This is a genomic window from Lysobacter tyrosinilyticus, from assembly GCF_054779815.1.
Window position 1 is genome coordinate 445,457 of the sequence record NZ_BAAGXN010000003.1, and the last position, 14,467, is coordinate 459,923.

The following is a 14,467-nucleotide window of genomic DNA, read 5'->3' on the forward strand; positions in this document are numbered from 1 at the left end:
TCACGGCGTGCCCTCGACCAGGCGATACGACGTCGCTTCCTGTTCGGCCACATGCCCGGGAACGACACCGAACGCGCGGACCCGCACGTGGTGTTCACCGGCTTCCAGCTGCGTCGGTAAGGTTCCGCGCCACAGATGCATCGAGGGCGCGGCTTCCGGCAGGCGGTCGTAACCGCGCAGGACCGCGACCGCATCGTCGCGCAGGTTCTCTTCCACCACGCGCGGGTCGGGCTGCACGACGCGCTGCATCGGCTTCCACTCGCCCTCATCGATCCGGAACTCCACACGAGTGTCGTCGTGCCCCATGAAGACATTGGCGTAGACGCCGGTGCCGGGCCACGAGCCGCGGCGTAGCACCTTCGGCGCATGCAAGGCGATCTGCGCATCGATGTCGCGCGCCGGGTGCCAGGTGAGGCGATAAGACCTGTCCCAAGCAATCTGCAAGGTCGCGAAGCCGTTCGGCGTGCCATCCGCCATGGTCGTATCGGGAATTCCCTGCGCATCCTTCACTCCCGACCAGAACGCGCCGCAGGCGGCGCCAACGTTGTACTCATGCAATGGCCTGGCACCGTGCCAGCCCGAAGCCGCATCGTGGAAGACATGGCGCTGCGCGTGGCTATGGCCGCTCAGCAACAGCACGTCTGGGAAATCCTTCAGCATCGAAAACAATCGCTCGCGATCCGCATGGCGGAAGGTTTCCTTGCCCGGCGCGGCATCGAAGAACGGAATGTGCACGCCGATCACGACGCGCTTGTGCTTCGGCACGGTGGACAGATAGCTGGTGAGGAAAGCGAATTGATCTTCACGCAGCCCGCCGATATAGCCGCCTTCCGGCCTGGGCCGGTAGATCACATCATCCAGGCCGATGAACACCGCCTGCGCTTCCTCCCAAGCAAAGGTGTCGGGGCCGTAGGTGTTGCGGAAGGTCAGCAGCGAGTCTTCATCGCGCGGCGCATCGAAGTCGAGATCGTGATTGCCCGCGACGTGCAGCCAGGGCACGCCGAGCGTCGAGGTCACGCGGTTGAGTGCGGCGTAGAGCGACAAATCATCATGCGCGATGTCACCCAGGCTGATGCCGAGATCGGTTGGCGCGTGCATGGCTTTGATCGATGCGATCACGTCGCGCTGGTAATAGCCCACGTCGACCAGCGATTTCGTCTGCGGATCGGTAAGTACCAGCACGTCCAGATCGCCCGACTTCTGCGACGGTTGTGACTGCAGGGCGAAATCACGGCAGGCGGCAGCCTGCACGGGAATACCGCCGTACTTGAGCGCCGGCCCCGGCTGGATGCGCAGGTGCCGCCAGAAATCCGGCATGCCATCCGCGCGCAACGGGACGCGATAGCCGGCGGGTTTGATGACGAACACGGTGCGGCCGTCGACCACGGGCAACGAATAGCGCCCCTCGCGGTCGGTGACGACGATCTGCGTACCGTCTGAGACCTTGATTCCAGCGAGTCCCTGCTCGCCGCGATCGCGTTGCGTGTTGCCATTGCGGTCCGCGAACACGACGCCGGCGTTGCATGCCGATTGCGCCCAGGCCGGGGCGGCCATCGTCAGCAGGGTCAGGACAAGTAGCGATCGCATGCGGCCTCCTCGGGTCGCACGCGATTATGCGAGACAACGGTTACGAACGGGCGGGAAGCTTGTGCCGTGCCTGGAGGACCGTCTTCACCTCATCCAGGCCGAGGCCTCGCGCCCGCAACAACACCAGCAGGTGGTACAGCAGGTCTGCGGCCTCGCCGGTCAGTTCATCATCCGACTGCGCGACCGCCGCCAGTGCGGTTTCCACGCCTTCTTCGCCGACCTTCTGCGCGATGGAACGCACGCCGGCATCGAACAGCCGTGTCGTATAGCTGCCCTCCGGACGCTCGCGCTCACGTTCCGCGACCAAGGCTCCCAGCTCGGACAGGAAGTCGCCTGGCGCGTCAGGGAAGCAGCTTTCGCGTTGCAGGTGGCAAGTCGGCCCCTGTGGGTGCGCCTGCACGAGCAGCGTGTCGCTGTCGCAGTCGGTTTCGATCCGAACAAGTTGCAGGAAGTGGCCGGACTGCTCTCCCTTGGTCCACAACCGCTGCTTGCTGCGACTGAAGAAGGTGACGTTGCCGGTAGCGAGCGTCGCTTCCAGTGCCGCGCGGTCCATGTAGCCGAGCATGAGCACGCGCAGCGTCGAAGCGTCCTGCACTATGGCGGGCAACAGGCCATCCTGCTTATCCCAGGCCAGCGAATCGATCTGCAGGTCGATCGCATCACGCTGCATCGCGCACCTCCACACCCTGCTCGCGCAGGTATCGCTTCAACTGGGGAATGGGCACCGCACCGGAGTGGAATACCGAAGCCGCGAGTGCGCCATCCACGTCGGCTTCTCGGAATACTTCGGCGAAATGCGCGGCATCACCGGCCCCGCCCGAAGCGACCAAGGGGACCCGGCAAATGGCACGCACTGCGCGCAGCTGGGCCAGATCGTAGCCACAGCGCACACCATCGCTGCCCATGCAGTTGAGGACGATCTCGCCCGCGCCCCGCTGCTGGGCTTCCATTACCCAATCGAGAGTTCGTTTCATCATGGCCTGCGTGCGCGACGGATCGCCGGTATAGCGACGCACGCGCCACTCCCCGTCTTCGTCGCGCAGGCTGTCGATTCCGACGACCACGCACTGCACACCGAAGGCCTCGGCCAGTTCGCCGATGAGCTCGGGCCGCTCCAGCGCCGGGGTATTGATCGACACCTTGTCTGCGCCGGCGTACAGCAGCACACGCGCGTCGTCGACGCTACGGATGCCACCGGCGACGCAGAACGGAATGTCGATGACCCGGGCGACGCGCTCCACCCATCCGCAGTCGGCGCTACGGCCTTCCGGGCTGGCAGTGATGTCGTAGAACACCAGTTCGTCCGCGCCTTCATCGCGATAGCGCAATGCGAGATCGAGGATGTCGCCCATGTCGACGTGATCGCGGAAGCGCACGCCTTTGACGACGCGTCCGTCGCGCACGTCCAGGCAAGGAATGATGCGGCGGCTCAGCATGGACGTTCCTCGCGCAAAGCCGGTGCCAGATCGAAGCGGCCATCCAGCAGCGCCTTGCCCAGCACGGCGCCGCTACAACCGGCGTCGCGTGCGTCTGCGATGTCCTGGATTTCGCGCACGCCACCCGAGGCCTGCAGCTGCAGCGTCGGAGCAATCGCAACGATGTCGCGATACAGCGAGAGGTTCGGCCCCGACAACATGCCGTCGCGATCGATGTCGGTGCACAGCAGGTGGCTCAGGCCGGACTGGGCGTAGAACGCGACGAGTTCGTCCAGCCGCACTCCGCTGTCCTGAGTCCAGCCCGCGGTGGGCAACTGCCAATAGCCGTCGCGCTTGCGGGCATCGAGCGCGACGGTGATGCGCGTCGCACCATGCGTGTCCAGCCACGCGGCTACCGTTTTCGGCTCGCGCACGGCCAGCGAGCCGACGACCACACGATCCGCGCCCGCGTCGAGCATCCGTGTCACGTCGTCGCCGCTGCGAACGCCGCCACCCGTCTGCACGCGTAACCCAGTTTCGGTCTTGATCGATGCGAGTAGCGGCGCCAGCGTGTAGCCGCCTTCGCGCGCCGCATCGAGATCTACCAGATGCAGCCAGGTCGCGCCGTCGGCGGCGTAGCGCTTGGCCAGCGTCAGCGGATCGTCGGCATAACGGGTTTCCTGGGCGTAATCGCCCTGGCGCAACCGCACCACGCGCCCCTCGCGCACATCGATGGCGGGAAACAGCGTGAAGCCGCTCATGCGAGGCGCTCCGACAGGAAATTCTCAAGCAGGCGCGCACCCACGGTGGCGGACCGTTCGGGGTGGAATTGCGCACCCCAGCAACGGTCACGACGAACGATGGCGGAGAACGCTTCGCCATGCGTGGTCGATGCCAGCGTGTAGGCGCCGACCGGGGCCGCATAGCTGTGGACGAAATAGGCCTGTTCACCGGAAGACATTCCAGCCAGCAGCGGATCGTCGCGTTCGGGTTGCAACGCATTCCAGCCCATGTGCGGCACGCGGATGCCCTCGCCTCCGGTCAGCTTGCGCACGGCTCCCGGAATCAGGCCCAGGCACTCCGTTTCGTTTTCCTCGGAACGGTCGAACAACAGCTGCATGCCCAGACAGATGCCCAGCAGCGGCTGCGAGAGTCCGCGAACCACTTCCACCAGCCCGAGTTCGCGCAGCCGCGCCATGCCTGCACCTGCTGCGCCCACGCCCGGCAGGATCACGCGGTCCGCGCGCGCAATCGCTGCCGCATCGGCGGTGAGTTGCGAGCGCGCACCGAGCCGCTCCAGGGCGTACTGCACGGAGCCGATGTTCGCGCCGCCCGAATCGATCAGAACGACTTCCACTACAGCACGCCCTTGGTGCTGGGCAGCGCCGAGCCTTCGCGGCGGATCGCCTGGCGCAGCGCCCGCGCGACGACCTTGAAACACGCCTCGACCTTGTGGTGATCGTTCTCGCCTTCCACTTTAAGGTGCAGATTGAGGCCCGCCGCCTCGCACAGCGAGCGGAAGAAGTGCGGCACCAGCTCGGTCGGCAGCTCGCCGATGCGCTCGCGCAGGAAGCCGCCTTCGAACACGAAGTACGGGCGTCCCGAGAAATCCAGCGCAGCAGACGCGAGCGACTCGTCCATCGGCAGTGTGAAGCCGTAACGACCGATCCCGCGCTTGTCGCCCAACGCCAGCTTCAATGCCTGACCGAGCGCCAGGCCGCAATCCTCGACAGTGTGGTGCTCGTCGATGTGCAGATCGCCTTCGCAGCGCAGCTCCAGGGCGAAGCCGCCGTGCTTGCCCAGCTGTTCCAGCATGTGGTCGAAAAACCCCAACCCGGTCGATGCGCGCGGATCGACCGCACGATCGAGATCGACGCGCACCTGGATCCGGGTTTCGCGGGTGTTGCGCTCGACCGTTGCCACGCGCGGCGCGGAGACCAACTCGTGCGCGATCGCTGGCCAGTCCCAGTCGCCGCCGAATTGCGCGGTCTTCAGCTGGAAGGCACGCACCCCCAGATTGCGCGCGAAAACCACGTCGGTCTCGCGGTCGCCGATCATGGCGCAACGCGACCAGTCGATGCTGCGATCGCGCAGGTAGCCCTGCATCAGGCCGAGCCCTGGCTTGCGCGTGGGTGCGTTGTCAGCGGGAAAGCTGCTGTCAATCAGCACGTCGCGGAACACGATTCCCTGACTTTCGAACACCCGCATCATCAAATCGTGCGGGCCATCGAAGTCGGCCTTCGGGAAGGCCTCGGTACCGAGGCCGTCCTGGTTGGTCACCATGACGAATTCGTAGCCGGCTTCGCGCAGCTTCAGCATCGCCGGGATCACTCCCGGCACGAAGCGCAGCTTGTCGAAGCGGTCGATCTGGAAATCGGCCGGCTCCTCGATCAGAGTGCCATCGCGATCGACGAAGAGGATCGCGCTCATGCGACTACTCCCGCCAAAGACAATGAAGCGACGACTTCGAGCACGCGATCGTTTTCCTCGGGTTTGCCAATGGTGATGCGCAGCGCGTCGCCGAGGCCGGGCATGGCACGTGCGTCGCGCACGACGACGCCAGCAGCGAGCAGCGCTTGGAAGACGGCTTGCGTCTGGGTGAAGCGGACCAGCACGAAGTTGGCCGCTGAAGGAATCACTCGACGCACCGCGGGCAATCCGGCCAGGGCCGATTGCAGGCGGGCACGCTCACTGACGGTCTTGCGCACGCGTGCGAAGGTCTGGTTGCGTACGTCGAGCGCCAGAGCGGCCAAGGCCGCTTCAACGCACGGCGCCGGCAATGGATATGGCGCTTGGCAGCGTTGCAGCACCGCGATCACATCGGCATTGGCGATGACACTGCCGATGCGGGCCGCCGCGAGTGCGTGAGCCTTGGACAGGGTGCGCAGCACCACGATGTTCGGGTACGCGGCTAGGAGTGAGACCGCCGAGGGCGCGTCGGCAAATTCGATGTAAGCCTCGTCGACGACGACGATGGCGCGGTCGCGCAAACGCTCGGCGAGCGCCCCCACTTCTTCCAGCGCCAGCAGATTGCCTCCGGGATTGCCCGGAGAGCACAGGAAGACGATCTTCGCCGCCTGCGTTTCGACGGCAGCGCCTACCGCGGCGAAATCGCAGGCATAGCCATCTGCGCCGTCCACAAGCGGCACGTCCACGACGCGAGTGCCGTGCAGGCGTGCGCAAACCACGTACATACCGAAGGTCGGCGTGGTGACGACGATGGCGTCGTTGCCCGGGCGGCAGAACGCACGTAGCAACAGATCGATGCCTTCGTCGCTGCCGCGCCCGGCCAGCAGCTGCTGCGGCTCGCAGCCATAGAGATTCGCCAATGCCGCACGCAACCGCTGCGGTTGCGGATCCGGATAGCGACGCAGCTGCGAACCAGCGTCGGCGGGATTCGCCCACGGCGACTCGTTGGCGTTCAGCCAGATGGCGCCGTCCAGCTTGTCGCTGCGGGCGGAGCGGTATCCGGCGAAGTCGCGCAGATCCTCGCGCACGAGATCGAGCACGCTCATGCCACCGCCTCCAGTCGCAGCGCCACCGCAAGGCGGTGTGCGTCGAGGCCTTCGGCGGAAGCGAGTTCCACTGCGCACGGCCCGATCGCGCTTAGCCCGTTGCGGGTCACTTCCTGCACGGTAATTGCAGTCTGGAAACTCGCCACGCTCAAGCCGCTGCACCAGCGCGCCGCGCCACTGGTGGGCAGCACGTGGTTGGTGCCGCTGCAGTAGTCGCCCAGGGCTTCCGGGGCCCAGTCGCCCAGGAAGATCGAGCCCGCACTGCGCACGCGCGGCAGCCAGGCACGGGCATCGCGCAAGGCGAGGATCAAGTGTTCGGGGGCGTAGTCGTTGCTGATGTCGAACGCCTGCGCTGGCGAATCCACGCGGATCGCCAATGACGCAGTCAGCGCCACTTTGGCCACAGCCGAACGCGGCAGCAGCTCAACCTGACGCTGCACTTCGATCACGACCGCATCGAGCATGGTGTCGCTGTCGCTGATCAGCACGACCTGAGAATCCGGACCGTGCTCGGCCTGCGACAACAGATCGGCGGCGACAAAAACCGGATTCGCGCCCGCATCGGCGATCACCAGTACTTCGGAGGGACCTGCAGGCATGTCGATGCCGGCGCCGCCTTCCATCATCGATACCTGGCGCTTGGCTTCGGTCACGAAGGCATTGCCCGGACCAAACAACTTGTCGCAACGCGGCACCGATTCGGTACCGAACGCCATGGCCGCGATCGCCTGCGCGCCACCGAGCTTGAAGACGCGGCGGATGCCGCAGCAGCGCGCCGCGAACAGCACTGCGGGATCGGCACTGCCGTCCTTGCGCGGCGGCGTGCACAACACGATGTCGTCGCATCCGGCCAGCGAGGCGGGAACGCCGAGCATCAACGCGGTCGAAGGCAGCGGCGCGGAACCGGCGGGCACGTACAGGCCCACGCGCGGGATGGCGCGCAGGATGCGGCCACAGGTCACCCCCGCCGCGGTTTCCACTTCGAACTCGGCGCTCATGCCGGCCTTGTGGAAGTCGCGGATGCGGGCAGCCGCCTCGTTGATCGCCAGACGCAGCGCCGGCGACAGATCCGCGGTGGCTTCCGCGAATTCCGCTTCGGTTACCGCGAAATCCTGCAATGCTGCGCCATCGAAGCGCTGCGTGTAATCGCGCAACACGGCATCGCCGCCGGTGCGCACGGCCTCGAGGATCGCCGCCACCGCGGCCGAGGTCTCCGGTGCCGTGACCTGCGCGGGACGACGCAGCAGTGCCGTACGAGCGGCACCATCAATCGAATTCCAGTCGACCTGCTTCATGCCAGCAGGCCCTCCACCGGCAGCACCATCAGGCCGCGCGCGCCGGCGCGCTTGAGGTCTTCGAGGCGCTGCCAGGTCAACGCGCCGTGGCAAAGCGCCTGCAAGGCGAGGCGTTCTTCGCCATCGATCTGCATCACCGTGGGTTCTTCCGCGTCGGGCAACAGCGGCAACAACGTCGGCAGCAGCTCGCGCGGCGCCTGGAACATCAGCAGCTTGCTGCGACGGATGCGCAATGCGCCGTCGAGACGACGCAGCAGCAGCTCCATCAACTCGCCGCGCACGTCGTCGAAGTCGACGGCCGGGCCCGCGAGCACGGCCTCGCTCTGCAACAGGGTCAGTACCGGCTTCAGCTGATTGGCGGACAGCGTCGCGCCGCTCGAAACCAGGTCACAGATGGCATCGGCCTGGCCGAGACGCGGAGCGATTTCCACCGAGCCCGACAGCAGTACCACCTGGGCTTCGACCCCCTGCTCTTCCAGCCACTTCGAAAGCAACTGCGGGTAGCTGGTGGCGATGCGCTTGCCGGCCAGCTCGGCCGGACCTTGCCAGGTCCAGGAATCGGGAACCGCGATGTCGAGCCGGCAGCCGCCGAAGCCGAGCGGCTGCAGTTCACGGAAACGCGCGCCGCCGCCATTGCCGCGACTCGACAAGTCCTGCTCGGTGAGCACATTGCGACCGACGATGCCGAGATCGCACACGCCATCGGCGATCAGGCCGGGGATGTCGTCGTCGCGGACCAGCAGCAGGTCGATGGGCAGGCTTTCGCCGTAACAGAACAGACGGTCGCGGCTCTCGCGCCAGCTCAGCCCGCAAGCGGCGAGCAAGGCACGGGCGGGGTCGGCCAGACGGCCGGATTTCTGGATGGCGATGCGCAAGCGGTCGCGATTGGCGACAGGGGTAACGGGACTCATGGGACTCTCAGCGGGAAGTGCGGCGTTTGAGCGCTGCTGCATAGCCACCCGCGCCACGCTCGAGCGTGCGGGCAACGCGGCCAATGGTGGTGACGCTCACCAGCGTGCGGTCATGGACCTCGCGATACGGCACCCCTTCGGCCACCAGCGGGACGACTTTCCAGCGGTCGCTCATGGCTTCGAGCTCGGCCGGGGTGCACAGGTCTTCCAGGAACGCCCGCACCTGCGCCGCCGTACCCAGGCGCTGGAAGGCGTTGGCGAGATCGTCGAGGGCGTCTTCGGCCTGGTCGTTGTCGGTGTGGCGACGCTTCATGGGGTACTTAATGTATTAACGTGTTAATACATTAACCATGGACTGGAGTGACGTCAACCCACCCATCGGCGCCCCGATGCCCGCGAAGGCCTGAAGTACACTGCCTGCCAGGTCGGGGCCGCTGGCCGGTACCGGGGGATCGGATGGGGATCGCACGGACACTGCTGGCAATCTGCCTGGGATGGCTGCTGATGGCCGCTGTCCTACCCGCTCGGGCGAGTGACACCGTGATCCTGGGCGCCGACACGTCGCGTGTCGCGCTGTCGCCTTATGTGCGCTACTACCACGACGTCGCGGCGCAGGAGTCACCCAAACAGATCGCACACCGACTCGCCGACGGCCAGTTCCTGCGGCTTCCCGACGACAGCGCCGCCTTCGGCTTCCAGCCTGGCGCCTATTGGTTCCACGTCCGTCTGCTCAATCGCGCCTCCCCGGAACAGCGCTGGCTTCTCGTCCAGCAATACGCGCTGAGCGACAACATCGACGTGTACGCGAACTACGCGGATGGCCGTATCCAGCACTGGAGAGGCGGCGACACCCTGCCCTTCAGCCAGGGGCGCAGCATCCGTTACCGGCACCCGAACTTCCTGATCGACGTGCCGCGCGAACAGCCCGTGGATGTATTCGTGCGAGTGCAGAGCCAAAGCTCCATGCAGGTGCCGCTGGCGCTGTACACGCAGCGCGCCTTCACCGAGATGTCGCGCGATGCGCAGCTGGGCATGGGCGTCTACTACGGCATCCTGCTGGCGCTGTTCTTCTACAACATGGTGTTGTGGCTGACGCTGCGCGACGCGAGCTATTTCTGGTACCTACTGCATATCAGCGCGTTCGGGCTGGTGTTGTTCACGCTGAACGGATTGGGCTTCGAATACCTGTGGCCGGGCTCGACCTGGCTGGCGGACAAGTCGGTGCCGCTTTCGATCTGTCTGTCCCAGATCGGCATGCAGCAATTCACCCGCACGTTCCTGGGCCTCCAAGAACGCTGGCGTCTGGGCGACCGCGTCAGCCTCGGAATCATCGCGTTCTATGTCGTGTTGGGACTGGCTTCGACGCAGTTGCCCTATCACCTGTCGACACCGATTGCGTCAGGCACGGTATTCCTCAGCATCACCTGGGTGGCGACGCTGGGCCTGGTCATCACACGGCGCGGTTACAAGCCGGCGGTGATCTTCCTGTTGGCATGGGCGATGTTCCTGCTCGGCACCGGGATGTTCACGGCGCTGGCGTTCGGGCTCGTGCAGAAGGCGTTCTTCACCGAATACGGCAAAGAAATCGGTTCGGCGCTGGAAATGCTGCTGCTGTCGATCGGTTTGGGTTATCGCTACTCGGCGCTACGCACCGAGAACGAACGCATCATCCGCGAATCGCGCGATCAGCTCGAACAGAAGGTGGCCCAGCGCACCTCCGAACTGAGCAACGCACTCAACCAGCTCGCCGACGCGCACGCGCGTCTGCGTGAATCCAGCCAGCGCGACGGCCTGACCGGCCTGCACAACCGCGCCTATTTCCGCGAAGGCTTCGAAGGCCTGCTGTCGCAGGCGCGTAGCGGGCGGCGGTTGTCGCTACTGATGATCGACCTCGATCACTTCAAGCAGATCAACGACCGCCACGGCCACCTCGTCGGCGACGAATGCCTGCGCTGGGCCGCGGGTGTAATCGGGCAAACATTGCGGCAGCACAACGCGCTGCTGGCACGATTCGGTGGCGAGGAATTCGTGGTCGCCCTGCCCGGCATGGATCTGGAATCCGCCGCGGGCGTGGCCGAGGAATTGCGTTTGCGACTGCGCGCCGAACCGTTCCGCTGTCAGGGCACGGCGATCAAGGTGACCGCCAGCTTCGGCGTGCACGTAGTGAATACCGACATGAAGGGCGGCGCGGAAACCGCGCTGCAGATCGCCGACGACGCGCTCTATCGCGCCAAGGCCGACGGTCGCGACTGCGTGCGGACCTCGGCGATGCTGGCTGTGTAGCGGCGTAGGCTGGGCTGGCTTTACCAACCCCGCACCAACGCCGTGATCTTCAGCTGGGTTGATGGAGCCAACCCAGCCTACGTCAGGCACCTAAATCAATCATTACGAGGCGGACCAAGGCCCGCCCTGCGTCAGCCGCGGGCAGCCGCGAGCAACACGCCTTCCTTGACCAGACGCACGGCGGTGGCGACTTCGCCATCGAGCGCGCGGTCGCACGCGAGGAACGGCAGTTGTTCGCGCAGCGCGGCATGTGCACGTGCCACGGCCGCACCCGGATGGAAGGTTTCGGTATTGGCCAGTTCGGCACGCAAGCCTTCTACTTCGCCAAGGAATCCGGCACGGTCGCTGCTATCGGCTGCCGGCGCACCCGCGATCTTCGCCGCCAAGCCTTCGGCATCGGTGCGCGCGGCCAACGATTGCGCGGCATGGATCATGTCACGGCGCAGATCCAGCGCCTGCGCGGCCGTGTAGAGCTCCAGCGCAATCACCTTGCCCAGATCGTCGGCCATCGCGAGCACATGACGCGCCTCGTTGGCGCCCATCGACACGTGGTCTTCTGCATTCGCGCTGGTCGGAATCGAATACACCGACGCCGGCATCGCACGGCTGGACAGATCGTTGACGATCGCCGCCGCGGTGTACTGCACGATCATGTGACCCGATTCGGTGCCGTCTTCGTTACCGATCAGGAAGCCCGGCAGACCGTCATTGGTCGCGGCATCGACGAGCTTGTTGAGACGACGCTCGGAGATGCTTGCCAGCACCGGGATCGCGGCCTTCACGTAGCTCATCGCCAGCGCGAGCGGCATGCCGTGGAAGTGACCGGCGGAAATCACCTGTTGCTCGACGAACTCGGCCTTCGCATCCGGGAACACGATCGGGTTGTCGGTCAGCGCATTGAGCTCGATGTCGAGCACGCGTGCGGCCTGCGCCAGTGCGTCACGCACCGCGCCGTGTACCTGCGGAATGCAGCGCAGCGAGTAGCTGTCCTGCGGTTGGTGCTTCTTGCCGCCGCGGAACGGGCGGAAGCGCTGATAGAACTTTTCGCGACCATGGCGCTGGGTGAACGGCACCCAATCCCAGCCGATGTCAAAGCGCAGCTTCTGCGATTCAGCGGTATCCCAGCTCTCCGGCTGCCACTGACGGAAACGCGGTACCAGGTGGTATGCGATATCGCTGAGGGTCGAACCTTCGAGCAGACGACGCAGGTTCGCCGCGGTTTCGACCTGACCCGGATGCGGACGCAGCGCATGCACTTCTTCAGCGAAGGCACCGAGGCGGCCGGCGAAGGCGTCGATCGTCATTGCCGCGGCGAGATCGGCGGTTTCCACGAGCGCTTCGAGCTTGGCCAGCGCGAGCACGCCGGTTGCGAGCATCTGCGCGGTGCCGTTGTTGAGCGCCAGGCCTTCCTTGTACGACAGCTTCACCGGCTGCAGGCCAGCGCGCTTCAGGGCTTCGCCGCCCGGGAGACGCTCGCCCTTGAAGAAGGCTTCGCCACCGCCCAGCAGCACGATGGCCAGGTGCGACAACGGCGCGAGGTCGCCCGATGCACCCACCGAACCCAGCTGCGGCACCACCGGCACCACGTCGGCGTCCAGCATTGCAGTCAGCGCCTGCAGCGTCTCGACGCGAATTCCGGAGTGTCCGCGCATCAGCGTGTTGATGCGGATGCACAGCATCGCGCGCACGACTTCCGCGGAGAACGCTTCGCCCACGCATACCGCATGGGTAACGATCAGGTTGCGCTGCAGTTCTTCGTGCAGCGTTTCGGCGTTGGCTTCCGCGCCCGGCAGGCGGTCGCGCATGCGGTGTGCGCCCAGGAGCTTGTCGGCATTGCTGCCGAAGCCGGTGTTGACGCCGTAGATCGGTTCTTCGCGGCGCGCCTGTTCGGCGAGGAAGTCGGCGGCGCGCTGCACGGCCGGCAGTTGTTCGGCGGCCAGCTCTACCGTCGCGCCGTGCGCGACCGCGACCAGTTGCGCCCGCGTCAGCGAGCGCCCATCGAGGCGAATGGATTTCATGCGTGTGTGCCCTGCAATACCTCGGCCTGCGCGAGTTCCACGCGCAAGGCGCTCACGAGTTCGTGGCGGTTGATGGTGAACTGATCTTCGCGGCGCAGGTCCTTTACCGTGACCGTGCCGTTGGCGATCTCATCCTCGCCCAGCACGATCACGAAGCGGATGCCCGCGCGATCGGCGTACTTGAACTGCTTGGCCAGCTTGCTCGGTTCCATCACCACTTCGGTGTTGAAACCGGCGCGGCGCAGGTCCGAAGCGACACCGAGACAGTTCGGCAGGTGCGCAGCATCCATCTGCGTCACCAGCACCTGCACGGTGCTGCCTACGGCAGCGCCGAGTAGGCCGGCTTCACGAAGCTGGAAGAACAGGCGGGTCAGGCCGATGGAGATTCCCACACCCGGCAGCTTCGACTTCGTGTAGTGGCTGGCGAGGTCCTCGTAGCGGCCACCCGAGCAGATCGAACCCAACTGCGGGAAGTCGTTGAGCGTGGTCTCGTAGACCGTGCCGGTGTAGTAGTCCAGACCACGCGCGATGGAGAAGTTCAGCGCGTAGTGCGTTTCGGGCACACCCATGGCGCGGACCAGCTCCAGCACTTCGCGCAGCTCGGCTACGCCTTCGCGCAGGGCGTCGTTACCCTCACCCAGCGCAGCCAGCTGTGCCAACGCATCGGCGTGCGAGGTTGAACGCACCTTCACGAAGGCCATGATGCGATCCACGGCTTCGGCCGAGAGATTGAAGCCCTCGCCCGTCAGCGTTTCGCGCACGTGCTCTTCGCCGCGCTTGTCGAGCTTGTCGACTTCACGCAGCACCAGTGCCTGTAGCTCACCATCGGCAACGCCCTGCGCCTCGAAGAACCCGCGCATCAGCTTGCGGTTGTTCATCTGGATGGTGAAGGCGCCGATATCCAGTTCGGAGAACACCGAATAGATGACAGCCGGAATCTCGGCATCGAAGCGGACGCTGAGCGAATCTTTGCCGATCACGTCAACATCGCACTGGTAGAACTCGCGGTAACGACCGCGCGCATTTCGTTCACCGCGATAGACGCGTTGCATCTGGTAGCGACGGAACGGGAATGCGAGTTCGTGCTCGTGTTCGGCCACGTAGCGCGCCAGCGGCACAGTGAGGTCGAAGCGCAGGGCCAGTTCTGGCAGACCGGACTCGGCCTTCTGCAGGGTGCCGGTCGACTGCACGAAATACACCTGCCGCTCGGTCTCGCCGCCGGACTTGGTCAGCAGGACCTCGGACAGCTCCATCACCGGCGTTTCCACCGGCAGGAAGCCGAAACGTTCGTAATTGCGGCGGATCACATCCAGCATGCGCTGGAAGGCAACCTGGTCAGGAGGCAACAGCTCCATGACCCCAGGCGGGGTGCGAGGCTTGATCAAGCGGGTGCTCCAGTATCTGTGGTCCCGAAAAATCGGGGCTTTCGGGAATAAGTCCCGG

13 protein-coding genes are annotated in these 14,467 nt (G+C 65.5%); 1 reads left to right on the plus strand and 12 read right to left on the minus strand.

The features are described from left to right. The 10 genes from ACYVGK_RS08750 to ACYVGK_RS08795 are packed head-to-tail and all read right to left on the minus strand — an operon-like array spanning position 1 to position 9,036. Positions 1-1,587, minus strand: a complete 1,587-nt coding sequence (locus ACYVGK_RS08750; RefSeq protein ID WP_460732978.1) for a calcineurin-like phosphoesterase C-terminal domain-containing protein — start codon at positions 1,585-1,587, stop codon at positions 1-3. A 40-nt stretch (positions 1,588-1,627) separates the two neighbouring features. Continuing rightward, complete coding sequence (gene hisIE / locus ACYVGK_RS08755) at positions 1,628-2,257, minus strand: bifunctional phosphoribosyl-AMP cyclohydrolase/phosphoribosyl-ATP diphosphatase HisIE (protein WP_460732979.1); 630 nt, start codon at positions 2,255-2,257, stop codon at positions 1,628-1,630. Then, positions 2,247-3,023 (minus strand): imidazole glycerol phosphate synthase subunit HisF, encoded by a 777-nt coding sequence (gene hisF / locus ACYVGK_RS08760; protein WP_460732980.1) that lies wholly within the window; start codon positions 3,021-3,023, stop codon positions 2,247-2,249. Before hisF ends, hisIE begins: the two co-directional genes overlap by 11 nt. Next, positions 3,017-3,763 carry a 1-(5-phosphoribosyl)-5-[(5-phosphoribosylamino)methylideneamino]imidazole-4-carboxamide isomerase gene (gene hisA, locus ACYVGK_RS08765; protein WP_460732981.1) on the minus strand — a complete coding sequence of 249 codons (747 nt, stop codon included), beginning with the start codon at positions 3,761-3,763 and terminating at the stop codon, positions 3,017-3,019. The genes hisF and hisA overlap by 7 nt, the downstream gene beginning before the upstream one ends. Then, positions 3,760-4,359 carry an imidazole glycerol phosphate synthase subunit HisH gene (hisH, locus tag ACYVGK_RS08770; protein ID WP_460732982.1) on the minus strand — a complete coding sequence of 200 codons (600 nt, stop codon included), beginning with the start codon at positions 4,357-4,359 and terminating at the stop codon, positions 3,760-3,762. Before hisH ends, hisA begins: the two co-directional genes overlap by 4 nt. After that, positions 4,359-5,432 carry a bifunctional histidinol-phosphatase/imidazoleglycerol-phosphate dehydratase HisB gene (gene hisB, locus ACYVGK_RS08775; protein WP_460732983.1) on the minus strand — a complete coding sequence of 358 codons (1,074 nt, stop codon included), beginning with the start codon at positions 5,430-5,432 and terminating at the stop codon, positions 4,359-4,361. Before hisB ends, hisH begins: the two co-directional genes overlap by 1 nt. After that, complete coding sequence (gene hisC, locus ACYVGK_RS08780; RefSeq protein ID WP_460732984.1) at positions 5,429-6,517, minus strand: histidinol-phosphate transaminase; 1,089 nt, start codon at positions 6,515-6,517, stop codon at positions 5,429-5,431. Before hisC ends, hisB begins: the two co-directional genes overlap by 4 nt. Next, positions 6,514-7,812, minus strand: coding sequence for a histidinol dehydrogenase (gene hisD / locus ACYVGK_RS08785; RefSeq protein ID WP_460732985.1), 1,299 nt, complete (start codon positions 7,810-7,812; stop codon positions 6,514-6,516). Before hisD ends, hisC begins: the two co-directional genes overlap by 4 nt. Continuing rightward, the gene (gene hisG, locus ACYVGK_RS08790) at positions 7,809-8,723 is read right to left on the minus strand and encodes an ATP phosphoribosyltransferase (RefSeq protein ID WP_460732986.1); all 915 of its coding nucleotides are present in this window, start codon (positions 8,721-8,723) and stop codon (positions 7,809-7,811) included. The genes hisD and hisG overlap by 4 nt, the downstream gene beginning before the upstream one ends. Before the next feature lie 7 nt (positions 8,724-8,730). After that, positions 8,731-9,036: a YerC/YecD family TrpR-related protein gene (locus ACYVGK_RS08795; RefSeq protein WP_460732987.1), complete on the minus strand. Its 306-nt coding sequence runs from the start codon at positions 9,034-9,036 to the stop codon at positions 8,731-8,733. Positions 9,037-9,227: 191 nt separating this feature from the next. Here ACYVGK_RS08795 and ACYVGK_RS08800 point away from each other — a divergent pair, with 191 nt between their 5' ends. Beyond that, entirely contained in the window at positions 9,228-11,006 is a 1,779-nt protein-coding gene (locus ACYVGK_RS08800; RefSeq protein WP_460732988.1) for a sensor domain-containing diguanylate cyclase, read from the plus strand. A gap of 131 nt (positions 11,007-11,137) precedes the next feature. Here ACYVGK_RS08800 and ACYVGK_RS08805 read toward each other — a convergent pair whose 3' ends face one another. Further along, a complete protein-coding gene (locus ACYVGK_RS08805) occupies positions 11,138-13,024 on the minus strand; it encodes an HAL/PAL/TAL family ammonia-lyase (RefSeq protein WP_460732989.1) in 1,887 nt (628 codons plus the stop codon). Further along, entirely contained in the window at positions 13,021-14,409 is a 1,389-nt protein-coding gene (gene hisS, locus ACYVGK_RS08810) for a histidine--tRNA ligase (protein ID WP_460732990.1), read from the minus strand. Before hisS ends, ACYVGK_RS08805 begins: the two co-directional genes overlap by 4 nt. Positions 14,410-14,467 lie beyond the last annotated feature (58 nt).

Excerpts from the sequence above, each read along its gene's own strand:
- ACYVGK_RS08750 (WP_460732978.1), bottom strand. The coding sequence starts at position 1,587 with ATGCGATCGCTACTTGTCCTGACCCTGCTGACGATGGCCGCCCCGGCC.
- hisIE (WP_460732979.1), bottom strand. The coding sequence starts at position 2,257 with ATGCAGCGTGATGCGATCGACCTGCAGATCGATTCGCTGGCCTGGGAT.
- hisF (WP_460732980.1), bottom strand. The coding sequence starts at position 3,023 with ATGCTGAGCCGCCGCATCATTCCTTGCCTGGACGTGCGCGACGGACGC.
- hisA (WP_460732981.1), bottom strand. The coding sequence starts at position 3,763 with ATGAGCGGCTTCACGCTGTTTCCCGCCATCGATGTGCGCGAGGGGCGC.
- hisB (WP_460732983.1), bottom strand. The coding sequence starts at position 5,432 with ATGAGCGCGATCCTCTTCGTCGATCGCGATGGCACTCTGATCGAGGAG.
- hisC (WP_460732984.1), bottom strand. The coding sequence starts at position 6,517 with ATGAGCGTGCTCGATCTCGTGCGCGAGGATCTGCGCGACTTCGCCGGA.
- hisD (WP_460732985.1), bottom strand. The coding sequence starts at position 7,812 with ATGAAGCAGGTCGACTGGAATTCGATTGATGGTGCCGCTCGTACGGCA.
- hisG (WP_460732986.1), bottom strand. The coding sequence starts at position 8,723 with ATGAGTCCCGTTACCCCTGTCGCCAATCGCGACCGCTTGCGCATCGCC.
- ACYVGK_RS08795 (WP_460732987.1), bottom strand. The coding sequence starts at position 9,036 with ATGAAGCGTCGCCACACCGACAACGACCAGGCCGAAGACGCCCTCGAC.
- ACYVGK_RS08800 (WP_460732988.1), top strand. The coding sequence starts at position 9,228 with ATGGCCGCTGTCCTACCCGCTCGGGCGAGTGACACCGTGATCCTGGGC.
- ACYVGK_RS08805 (WP_460732989.1), bottom strand. The coding sequence starts at position 13,024 with ATGAAATCCATTCGCCTCGATGGGCGCTCGCTGACGCGGGCGCAACTG.